Source organism: Actinomyces sp. oral taxon 170 str. F0386 (genome assembly GCF_000195595.1).
Taxonomy (GTDB): domain Bacteria; phylum Actinomycetota; class Actinomycetes; order Actinomycetales; family Actinomycetaceae; genus Actinomyces.
In genome coordinates this window covers 1-11,040 of record NZ_GL882572.1, presented here as the reverse complement: position 1 = coordinate 11,040, position 11,040 = coordinate 1, and the positions used below count along the sequence as shown (strand labels likewise).

Below are 11,040 nucleotides of genomic sequence, written 5' to 3'. Positions count from 1 at the left end.
CACCACTTGGCGGATTCCGATTCCCCCCAAGTGGCTGGTGCGCCCGGATTGGGGGTTGTTTAACGTCCAGTGCGACCATAAGGAGTCTCAATGTCCGACGAATTATCACCCGAGTTGTCCACCGAATCACCCGCTCAGGCTTCTACGCCCCCACGCAGACGCAGACACAGAATCCGGAAATGGCTCATCGCAGCGGTGTGCGGGTTCGTCGTGCTCGCACTCGTCGCCGGGGTGGCGCTCACCGTCATCCTGCGGGCTCCGCTGCCGCAATATGACGGCACGATCACACTGGCCGGCCCCACCGATGAGGTCGCCGTGAGTCGTGACGGCCAGGGCGTCCCCCACATCTACGCCTCCGCCGACCGCGATCTGTTCTTCGCTCAGGGATACGTCCAGGCCCAGGACCGGTTCTTCCAGATGGACGTGCGACGCCACCTGACCGCTGGGCGGCTCTCCGAGCTGGTCGGCGAAGCGGGCAAGGAGTCCGACGTATCGATCCGCACCATGGGCTGGCGCCGTGTTGCCGAGCAGGAGTGGGAGCTCCTGTCCGACGAGGCCCGTGGCTTCTACGAGGCCTACGCCGAGGGGGTCAACGCCTACCTCAAGGGGAAGGCCCCCTGGCAGGTGGCCAACGAGTACGCGGTGATGGGCCTGAACCTGCCCATCGGGGATATCGAGCCGTGGAGCGGCGTCGACTCGCTGTCCTGGATCAAGGCGATGTCCCAGGGCCTCAGCGGCGCGCACGAGAGTGAAGCCTGGCGCATGAAGATGCTCTCGAAGCTGGGCAGTCCGGCCGCCGTCGAGGAGCTGATCCCGCCGGTTGATGAGAGCGCCCGCAGGCCGATCCTGCTCGACGACGGCTCCGGCAACCTCAGGCCCCGCTCCGAGTACCCCGTCGCCTCACCCCTGCCGATGCCCGAACAGGACGCCGAGGCCGTCGACTGCCCCGGACCCGCTGATGGCTCGGCGCCGGACGAGGCCGCCCCGGCATCCGGGCCAGACGCCGAGGAGGGCGCAGTCGCTACGACACCCACAGCAGGCATGAGCGGAGCCTCAGGCGTGCTTCAGGAGGCCCAACGGGCCCTCGACGCCGTCCCGGCCGTCCTGGGTCAGGGGCCGAACATCGGCTCGAACTCCTTCGTCGTGGCCGGCAGCCACACGGCGTCGGGTAAGCCCATCATCGGTAACGACCCGCACCTGGACATCGACTACCCCTCGGTATGGTCGCAGGTGGGGCTGCACTGCACTGAGTTCGATGACGACTGCACCTTCGACGTCGAAGGCTTCTCCTTCGCAGGGCTGCCGGGCGTCGTCATCGGCCGCAACCCCCAGCTGGCCTGGGCCTTCACCAACCTCCAAGGTGATGCGAGTGACCTGGTGGTCGAGCAGAACGCGGGACCGGACGCCTACCGGCGCGATGGGGCGTGCCTGGCCTACAAGACCCGCACCGAGTCCTTCAAGGTGGCGGGCGGTGAGCCCTTCGAGGTGGAGGTCCGCGAGTCCGTGCACGGCCCCATCGTCTCGGGCCTTTTCGCGCCCGATGAGGATCTCGGGCAGCTGCCCGGCGCCACGGGGGACTTCTCGGTTGCCCTGCAGTGGACGGCCCTGATACCGAGCAGGACGGCTGAGGCGTGGTTCGCGCTCAACCGCGCAACCGACGCAGCCGGAGTGGCCGCGGTGGCCGCGCTCTTCGCGGACCCGGCGCAGAACATCCTCTTCGCCACCGCCGACGGCGACATCGGCTACCAGGCGCCCGGCCTGTACCCGATCAGGCCCATCAAGGCCCCGGCCGACCAGCAGCCCTCCATGGCTCACGGCCCCGACAACCTGGGGGCGGATGGGCGCTGGCCCCGGCCCGGGTGGGACTCCGGCTACGACTGGCAGGGCTTCTACGCGCCGCAGGATATGCCGGCGGCGCTCAACCCGCCCGATGGCATCATCACCCCCGCCAACCAGCCGGTGACCCCGCAGGATGCGGGCCCGTACCTCGGTCTTGGAGGCTATGCCCAGGGGTACCGGTCGCAGCAGATGCACGACTACCTGGCTGATGCGGTGGCACAGGCCCCGCTCACGTTGGAGCAGGCATCCCAGGTCATGCTGCTCGACCACTCGCCCCAGGCCGATGAACTGGCCCCGGCCCTGACCGATGTGGAACTGAGCTCCCCGAGGCTGGGGCAGCTTCAAAAGGTACTCGCCGCCTGGTATGCCGATGGCGCCCATATGGCCACCGACTCGCAAGGCGCCGCCATCATGGCGGCCGTCTACGCCCACCTGGCGCACGCCGCCCTCAGCGACGAACTGGGGGATGAGTACCCCACCGACCCCCGGCTGCTGGGCAAGTTGGTCGCAGAGCCGGACAACGCCTTGTGGGATGACACGACCACACCGGAGGTGGAGGACGCCCGGACGATCATCCAGCGCGCCTGGGCTGAGGCCGACGCGGACCTCACCGCGCAGATGGGCGAGGATCACGGGGCCTGGACCTGGGGTGGCATCCATGTGAAGAAACCGACCCACCAGCTGCTCGGCGGCGAGGGCCTGCCCTGGATCGCGCGGAAGTACTTCAACGCATCCCCACAGCCCGTGGGAGGAGCCGGCGACATCCCCAACGCCACATGGTTCGATCCGGTAGTCAAGGATGGCCGAGTGGATTACCAGGTGATCAGCGGCGCCTCGATGCGCATGAGCGTCGATATGGCCGACGTCGATAACGCACGCTGGGTGATCTCCTCGGGGTCGTCAGGGCATCCGTGGTCCCCTCACGTCAATGACCAGTTCGAGGACTGGGCCGAGGGGCGGATGCGCCCGTGGCCGTTCCGCCGTGAGAGCGTCGAGGCAGCTGCATCGCACACGCTCAGGCTGCGCCCAGCCTGATGGGCCTGCATGTGGTTGTGCGTGGCTGTCGGCGGGTCTACGAACCAGACTCCAGGCGCTCATGCATGTGCCGACGCCCCACGGCCTCCACGCCCACCACATTGATCCACGGGGCCAGGACGATGACCGCCAGGCAGGCCGCGAAGGGGACTCCGGCCGCGGAAAGGAGCACCGCCCCGGCCAACGCGGCCACGGTCAGGCCCAGCATGAGTTGCTGGACCCGCCCCAGCGTGCGCAGGTTCACCGCGACCACGAGCGCATACAGGGCGATGACGAAGACGGTTACGGGCACCACAACGCTCAGGACTGCCCCGGTGGAGGAGATGGCGGACTCGCCCTCCTCCCGCAGCGCCGCCACATGCAGACCGGAGCCGATCGCGGCCAACGAGGCGAAAAGGAGGAAATGGACGTAGGACACCGCCAGCGCCCTTGAGGGGTGCTCATGGAGGATCTGGCCGAAAGGCACCTCGAAGTAGACCCACCACAGGCCCAGGGTGATCGAAACACCCGATGCCAGGACTACCACTGTGGAGGCCGACCACCCGTGCTCGGAGTGCAGGACCGCGACCGACTCGGCGGTTCCCACGACCACTTCGCCCAGTGTGATGATCGTCAGCAGGCCGAAGCGCTCAGCCAGGTGGTGCGGGTGCCATGCCATGTGGTCGTAACGGCTCAGAAGGTAGGCCGGGACTCCCAGCTCCATGGCGAACAGCGGTACGGAGGCCAGGAAGAGCCCCAATGGGCTGAGATGATGCAAGAAGGTGGTGCCGACCCACAGCGCCTGGACCAATGCGATCCACAGTGCATGGATCCGGGCGGCGCGGGCCTGATCCGGATTGGCCCGCGCCGCCCGCAGCCACAGTGCGACCATCGAGAAGCGCATGACCACGTACCCGGCCACCATCGTGCTGGAATGCAACTCCCAATGGTGCTCGAAACCCTTGTACAGCTGAGGGATCCCGGTGGTCATCATGATGACGCCCACCATCTGGACCGCCACCCCCATCCGCACGCCCCAATCGTCGGTGTCGTAGGCGGAGGCGAAGCTGGAGTAGCTCATCCAGGCCCAGATCGTGGAGAACTGCACGAAGCCGAAGGCCGCCAGCCCGGCGGCCACATGCCCCGAGGCCAGGGCATGCGCCATCTGGACCCCGTTGACGCCGAAGGCGATCACCAGGGTCAGGTCGTAGAGCAGCTCAAGGGTGGTGGCCACCCGGTGCTCCTCATGCGGGTTGCGCGACCGCATGGGCACCAGCGCATGCAGGAAACGGCCGGTGCTCCGGCTCTCAGCCCCAACTGCGCTGGCTGGGCTGCCCGGACTGGCTGGACTCGCCGAGCTGGTTGATCCGGAGCCGATTCCGGTTGTAGTCATAGGGAGGTTCTCCGATACTCAAGCATTTCGATGGGCGGCTTCGAAGAATATCGGGTGCGCTCCCGGTTGTCATGCGCTGTTCCCCGTTCTGTTCACCCTTTCTGTTCTCTGCGCTGCTCTTCGTGCTGCTCCCTGCGCGACTCCCCAACTCCGTGTGTCCCAATCAGCGCGGCGACGTCGGCGATGGCGTTCAGGTAGCACGCCGTCGGCGCCGTATGCCGGTTGGATGCCCAGCACGTACCATGTGCCCGTGCTGCACAGACTCTCCACCTCTTTCATCCGCACCCTGCGTGAGGACCCGGCCGACGCCGAGGTCGCCAGCCACCGCCTCTTGGTGCGCGCCTGCTACATCCGCCGCGCCGCTCCGGGCGTCTACACCTGGCTGCCCCTGGGGTTGCGCACCCTGCGCAAGATCGAGGCCATCGTGCGTCAGGGGATGGACGCCATGGGCGGTCAGGAGGTCCACTTCCCGGCTCTCCTGCCGTCCGAGCCCTACCAGGCCACCGGACGCTGGAACGACTACGGCCCCACCCTGTTCAAGCTCCACGACCGCAAGGACGGGGACTACCTGCTGGCTCCCACCCACGAGGAGATGTTCACCCTCGCGGTCAAGGACCTCTACTCCTCGTACAAGGACCTGCCGGCCATCGTCTACCAGATCCAGACCAAGTACCGCGACGAGGCCCGCCCCCGTGCCGGCATCATCCGCGGCCGCGAGTTCGTCATGAAGGACTCCTACTCCTTCGACATCGACGACGCCGGGCTGGCCGCCGCCTACCAGGCCCACCGCGACGCCTACGAGCGGATCTTCGCCCGCCTGGGTCTGGACTACGTCATCGTCAACGCCATGGCCGGCGCCATGGGCGGCTCCCACTCCGAGGAGTTCCTCTACCCCTGCGAGATCGGCGAGGACACCTTCGTGCGCTCCTCAGGCGGCTACGCGGCCAACGCCGAGGCCGTCACCACCGTGGTCCCCGATCCCGTGGATGCCTCCGGGATCGGCCCGGCCCGCGTCGTCGACACCCCTGACACCCCGACCATCGACTCCCTGGTCAACCTGTGCAACGAGGCATACCCGCGCTCGGACGGGCGGGCCTGGACGGCCGCCGACACGCTCAAGAACGTCGTCGTCACCCTCATCCACCCAGGTGGCGAGCGTGAGCTGCTCGTCGTGGGCGTGCCCGGGGACCGCGACGTCGACATGAAGCGCCTGGAGGCCGCCGTCGCCCCCGCCGAGGTCGAGATGGCCGGTGACACCGACTTCGAGACCCACCCCGAGCTCGTGCGCGGGTACATCGGCCCCACCGCCATCGGCCCCAACTCGCCGCTGCGGCGGGTGGAGAGGCTCGACGACGGCACCGAGGTCCTCACCGGCTCGGTGCGCTACCTCGTCGACCCCCGGATCGTGGAGGGAACCAGCTGGGTCACCGGCGCCAACACCGACAAGAAGCACGTCCTCGACCTGGTCATGGGGCGTGACTTCACCGCCGACGGCACCATCGAGGCCGCCGAGGTCCGCGAGGGAGACCCCGCCCCCGACGGCTCCGGCCCCCTCCACCTGGCCCGCGGCATCGAGATCGGCCACATCTTCGAGCTGGGGCGCAAGTACTCCCAGGCCCTGGGGCTGACCGTCCTGGACGAGAACGGCAAGGCCCGCGTGGTCACCATGGGCTCCTACGGCATCGGCGTCAGCCGCGTCATGGCCGCCCTGGCCGAGGCCAACCACGACGACAAGGGGCTGTCCTGGCCGGTCCAGATCGCCCCCTACCACGTGCAGGTCCTGGCCACCGGCAAGGACCAGGCGGTCTTCGACGTCGCCGAACAGGTCGCCTCAGCCCTGGACGCCGACGGCGTCGAGGTCCTCTACGACGACCGCCGCAAGGTCTCCGCCGGCGTGAAGTTCGCCGACGCCGAGCTCCTCGGCCTGCCCTACACGCTTGTCGTCGGCCGGGACCTGGCCAAGGAGGGGACCGTGGAGATCCGCGACCGCCGTACCGGTGATCGCCGCTCCGTTCCCGCCGACGCCGCCGCGGCCGAGCTCAGCGCCACCGTCCGCGCCGCCCTGGAGGCCGCTCGGAACCTCTGAGCCGGCACCGTAGGCGCAGCCGTCCGGAGGCTACTCCGCGGCACGGCTGCGCCTGGGGGTCGCGATGTTCTGCATGTCGTTCTGGATGTCCGCCAGGCGCTTCTCGGTCTCCTGCTGCTGGGTCACGTGCTCGTGGGCCGGGTTGAAGACGTTGTCGATGGGGCCTAGCACGGCTCCACGCGGGTCGGGCTTGCGTCGCCGCCAGTAGATCCAGCCGCGGCGCTCCATCCATAGGAAGAGCTGGTCCGCGGCCGCCAGGGCGGCGATCACGGCCAGGACTGCCACGAGGAGACGCATGTCAGGCGGCGTACCCGGGCAGGGAGGAGAAGTCCGCGCCCCAGGCGGTGGCACGGCGGGCGGCGTCGACGGCGCCGGTGACGGCCGCTTCGCGGGCCGGCGTGGAGACCTTGGCGGAACCGGCCTCCTGCACCTCGGCGGACACGATGCCGGACCACACCTGCCGGGCCCAGGAGACCTCCACGCTCACGGCGGGGTCGGAGGACTCGGCCGGGGCGGCGTAGGCGCCCAGCCGGGCGTCCTCACTACCCGCGGCCACGGCGGCGTTGACCACAGAGGTCGCGGCCTTGGCGTCCTGCGTCGCCTGGGTGCGCTGGGGTTCGTCGCTGCGCGCCGCGATCTCCTCCATGGCGTAGCGGGCTGCGTCGTAGGAGGTCAGCAGCCCGGCACTGATCTTGCTTCCCTGGGCCACGTCCACGCGCGGTGTGTCCTCCGAACCCTCCTGGATGAAGAGACTGTGCTGAAGGCTCCAGGCCACAGTCAGTGAGGTGAACAGCCGGGCGTCCTGCTCCGAGGCGGCTCCGATCGCCGCCCTGCGCGCCATCGTCGAGCCGTCACTCAGGGCCGCGGCCAGGTCCTGCGTGGTGGCATCGGCCGAGGGCGACGGCACCGGGGCGACAGTGGGGTAGGAGGACGGCACCTGCGAGGCCCACGGCTCCCACACCCCGCCCAGAGTCTCGAGCTGGGCGTCTGCCGTGTGCTTGACGCCCTCGGCCAGCGCCGCCGTGGTGGCATCGGTTCCACTGGCCTGCGAGACCACGCCGGCGGTGGAGGAGATGAGCGCGGCCTGCCTGGCCAAGCCGTCCCGAGCCGACTCCGCCGTCGAGGCCGTGGGCAGTGACGCCGGTGAGCCCTTCCCCAGGCGCAGTCCGCAACCGCCCAGCGTGGCCAGTCCGGCCCCCAGAGCGAGAACCGCAGTGCGGCGCGTCATACGAGGGCCGGGCGCGCCGTCGGAGCCGGCGACGAGGTTGCTGCTGTGCCCGCTTCCGAGCCTGTCGCGGACCCGATGGCCAGCGGGCACCTGCACACCGTTCGTCTGAGTGGGGCGGGGAGGTCGAGGAGTCTTCACGCGGGAATCCTCCCACAGACGACGGGTAGCATGATCCCGACCTTGCATGCCTCGACCACATCGACCACGTCTCGCTCGAGCTGTTCGCCCGGGCCCGTACGGGAGGAAGAACGACTATGGCAGCCCACGACCCGCGCAAGCGCTCTGACGCGCTGGCGCGCAGCCTCACCGACCTGCTCGCCCCCGTCGTCGCCGACGCCGGACTCCACCTCGAGGCCGTGGAGACCACCCGGGCGGGCAGGTACTCGGTCGTGCGCGTCTTCGTGGACCTGGCCGACGGCCCCGGAGACCTCGACATCGACACCCTGGGGCCGGTGACCGCGGCTGTCTCGCAGGCCCTCGACGAGTCCGACCCCGTCAAGGGTCAGTACACCCTCGAGGTCTCCACCCCCGGAGCCGAGCGCGAGCTGTCCACCCTGCGTCACTTCAGGCGTGCCGTTGGTCATAGCGCCCGAGTGCGTACGGCTGACGAGGAGCTCACCGGTGTCGTCACGGCGGCCGACGCCGGCGGGGACAACGACGCCGGCCTGGTGAGCATCGAGGTCGACGGCGTCGAGCGCCGTATCGCCCTGGGGGACATCGCCGAGGCGCGGATGGTGGTGACCGGGTTGTAGATGCGCCGCAACAGGCCGACGCCTATCAGATGCCCTCCGCGGATAGTGTCCAGGAATAATGTATGACCTGATAACTGCGAGAAGGTTGACGGCCCCGCCCGGAAAGACGTGATGGACCATCCGGCCCGTCACCGGCTAACGTCGACGGAGAGCCCAGCGCACACCCGCCCAGCGGACCAGAGAGGACCCAAGGACCCATGGACATCAATATGCCGGAGCTGCGAGGCGCTGCCGACGAGCTGGGCATTGATCTGGACAACCTGCTGCCCGCTATCGAGGACGCCATCCTGGGAGCCTACTCCAAGGTGCCCGGAGCCATCCGGGGTGCTCACGTCGAGATCGACCGTCGCACCGGACACATGAGCGTGCTGGCTCCGGAGGTCGATGAGGACGATCAGCCCACGGGGGAGTACTTCGACGACACTCCCGACGACTTCGGCCGCATCGCCCAGGCCACCGCCCGCAGCGTCATCGTTCAGCGCATCCAGGACCGCAGAGACTTCGAGGTCCTGGGTGCCTTCAAGGACAAGACCGGCGAGCTGATCTCCGGCACCGTGGAGCAGGGCCGCGACCCCCGCATCGTCTACGTGCGCCTGGACGAGGAGCACGAGGGCATCATGCCTCCCCATGAGCAGGTCCCCGGTGAGAGCTACCGCCATGGCGACCGCGTTCGCGCCTACGTCACCGACGTCTCCCGTGGCACCCGCGGGGCCCAGATCGTCCTCTCGCGCACCCACCCCGGCCTGGTGCGCAAGCTCTTCGAGCGCGAGGTCCCCGAGATCTCGTCGGGTGACGTCGAGATCGTCTCGGTGGCCCGAGAGGCCGGGCACCGCACCAAGATGGCCGTGCGCTCCAAGGTCCGCGGCGTCAACGCCAAGGGCGCCTGCATCGGCCCCATGGGGCAGCGGGTGCGCGCGGTCATGACCGAGCTCGGTGGTGAGAAGATCGACATCGTGGACCACTCGGAGGACCCGGCGCGTTTCATCGCCAACGCCCTGTCGCCGGCCCGCGTGGCCGCTGTGGGCGTCATCGACGCCGAGGAGCGCACTGCCCGCGCCATCGTCCCCGACTTCCAGCTTTCCCTGGCCATCGGCAAGGAGGGGCAGAATGCCCGCCTGGCCGCCCGCTTGACCGGCTGGAAGATCGATATCCACGCCGACGCCGAGTCCGGCGAGATCACCCCGGGGCAGGGCTCGCAGTCCGATGACGTGACAGGTCCCTCAGAGCTGGGCGACTGAACCGGCCTTCCCGGGGATGTAGACTTTCCGGCGGACCTTTGCGGGTCCCGCACCGGGTTTCTCCGGATGCGGTGCCCGCGTCAGCGGTTGCAGAGCAGCGGAAGGACACCGACGGACGGTGGCGACCACCCCCCACGTGCCTGAGCGCACATGCATCGGCTGCCGTAGAAGAGCCCCGCGGGCGCAGCTCCTGCGCCTCGTGCTGACGCCGAGTGGTGAGCTCGACGTCGACCCCCGGGCCGTCAGACCCGGGCGCGGTGCCTGGATCCACCCGGATCCGGAGTGCCTCACCCTCGCTGAGCGACGACGCGCCGCTTCTCGGGCCCTGCGTATCGGCGGACCACTGGATGTGGTCCGGGTCCGCAGGTTCCTGGAACGGTGACGTGTCAACGACGGCGAGGTCCCCGCTGCCCGACCGGGTGAGCGGACCACCGATAGCGAAGGCGGGTAGGAAGCCGATGGGCACCCGATGAGTACCCAGCGATGAGCTGCCTCTAGAAGCACCCACCCCTGTCCGGGGTGGGAAACCGGACAGGAGAAAAGTGGCTAAACCACGCGTTCATGAGCTCGCCAAGGAGCTCGACCCCACTGGCAAGAAGGTCACCTCGAAGGTGATCCTGGCCTGGCTCAAGGACCAGGGAGAGTTCGTCAAGGCGGCCTCCTCCGCGGTCGAGCCCCCCGTCGCTCGCCGGGTTCGCGAGCACTTCGCCGCCCAGGTGCAGGAGGCACCGGCGGACACTCCGGCAGACAAGTCGGCTAAGTCCTCCTCTCAGGCCCCCAAACCGGCCAAGGCCGCCCCCAAGCCAGGTGCGACCCAGGTCGGTAAACCGGGCCCCGGAGGTGCTCAGGACTCGACGCCGAGCCCCGTAGCTCCCAAGCCCGGCGCCGCTGCCCCCAAGCCGGGCACGGCCGCAGCCGTGCCCAAGCCCACGGCCTCGGCTCCTAAGCCGGGTGGCCGTGCCCAGGCCACCGCGAAGCGGGCCCCCCAGGAGGACGCCCCCGTCTCTGGTGACGTGCCCAAGGCCCCCAAGCCCGGAGGCGGCGCGTCCAAGCCGGCAGCGCCTGCTTCCGAAGCCCCCACGCCCGGCCCTCGCCGCAACGCCCCGACGCCGGGACCGCGTCCCGGTGCTCCGCGTCCGGGCAACAACCCCTTCGCCACCTCCCAGGGCATGCCCCGTCAGGGTGGCCGTGGCGGCCAGCGCTCGGGACAGTCGCGCTCGGGTGCTCCGCGTCCGGGCAACAACCCCTTCGCCACCTCCCAGGGCATGCCCCGTCCAGGTGGCTCCGGCGGTCCCCGTCCCCAGGGCGGTCCGCGTCCCGGTGGTCCCCGTCCCCAGGGCGGTGCCCGACCTCAGGGGGCCGGTCGCTCCGGCGCTCCACGCTCGGGAGGCCCCCGCCCCAACCCGGGCATGATGCCCGGTCAGTCCTCCATCGGCCGTCCCGGCGCCCCCGCGCGCGGCGGTGCCGGTGGTGGTGGCCGTGGCTCGCGC

The 11,040-nt window shown here is 69.5% G+C and carries 7 protein-coding genes and 2 pseudogenes; 6 read left to right on the top strand and 3 right to left on the bottom strand.

Annotated features, from left to right (window positions below; genetic code table 11):
- The first annotated feature begins 210 nt into the window (after window positions 1-210).
- Entirely contained in the window at window positions 211-2,874 is a 2,664-nt protein-coding gene (locus tag HMPREF9056_RS11315; protein WP_253270022.1) for a penicillin acylase family protein, read from the top strand.
- A gap of 37 nt (window positions 2,875-2,911) precedes the next feature.
- Here HMPREF9056_RS11315 and HMPREF9056_RS11310 read toward each other — a convergent pair whose 3' ends face one another.
- On the bottom strand, window positions 2,912-4,087 hold the full coding sequence (locus HMPREF9056_RS11310) for a low temperature requirement protein A (RefSeq protein WP_253270021.1): 1,176 nt from the start codon (window positions 4,085-4,087) through the stop codon (window positions 2,912-2,914).
- 409 nt (window positions 4,088-4,496) lie between these two features.
- Between HMPREF9056_RS11310 and HMPREF9056_RS11305 the strand changes: the two genes are divergently transcribed.
- Entirely contained in the window at window positions 4,497-6,332 is a 1,836-nt protein-coding gene (locus HMPREF9056_RS11305) for a proline--tRNA ligase (protein ID WP_034514514.1), read from the top strand.
- 30 nt (window positions 6,333-6,362) lie between these two features.
- Here HMPREF9056_RS11305 and HMPREF9056_RS11300 read toward each other — a convergent pair whose 3' ends face one another.
- Window positions 6,363-6,629: a hypothetical protein gene (locus tag HMPREF9056_RS11300; RefSeq protein ID WP_009405227.1), complete on the bottom strand. Its 267-nt coding sequence runs from the start codon at window positions 6,627-6,629 to the stop codon at window positions 6,363-6,365.
- A 1-nt stretch (window position 6,630) separates the two neighbouring features.
- Window positions 6,631-7,698 carry a hypothetical protein gene (locus HMPREF9056_RS11295; protein ID WP_034514504.1) on the bottom strand — a complete coding sequence of 356 codons (1,068 nt, stop codon included), beginning with the start codon at window positions 7,696-7,698 and terminating at the stop codon, window positions 6,631-6,633.
- A 116-nt stretch (window positions 7,699-7,814) separates the two neighbouring features.
- Between HMPREF9056_RS11295 and rimP the strand changes: the two genes are divergently transcribed.
- The 4 genes and pseudogenes from rimP to HMPREF9056_RS11280 all read left to right on the top strand — a co-directional run.
- Window positions 7,815-8,312, top strand: coding sequence for a ribosome maturation factor RimP (gene rimP / locus HMPREF9056_RS11290; protein ID WP_009405225.1), 498 nt, complete (start codon window positions 7,815-7,817; stop codon window positions 8,310-8,312).
- A gap of 197 nt (window positions 8,313-8,509) precedes the next feature.
- On the top strand, window positions 8,510-9,550 hold the full coding sequence (nusA, locus tag HMPREF9056_RS11285) for a transcription termination factor NusA (protein ID WP_009405223.1): 1,041 nt from the start codon (window positions 8,510-8,512) through the stop codon (window positions 9,548-9,550).
- A 118-nt stretch (window positions 9,551-9,668) separates the two neighbouring features.
- A pseudogene (locus tag HMPREF9056_RS13830) lies at window positions 9,669-10,001 on the top strand (YlxR family protein).
- A gap of 91 nt (window positions 10,002-10,092) precedes the next feature.
- Window positions 10,093-11,040 (top strand): annotated as a pseudogene (locus HMPREF9056_RS11280) (translation initiation factor IF-2 N-terminal domain-containing protein); the annotation flags it as partial.

Excerpts from the sequence above, each read along its gene's own strand:
- rimP (WP_009405225.1), top strand. The coding sequence starts at position 7,815 with ATGGCAGCCCACGACCCGCGCAAGCGCTCTGACGCGCTGGCGCGCAGC.
- HMPREF9056_RS11300 (WP_009405227.1), bottom strand. The coding sequence starts at position 6,629 with ATGCGTCTCCTCGTGGCAGTCCTGGCCGTGATCGCCGCCCTGGCGGCC.
- nusA (WP_009405223.1), top strand. The coding sequence starts at position 8,510 with ATGGACATCAATATGCCGGAGCTGCGAGGCGCTGCCGACGAGCTGGGC.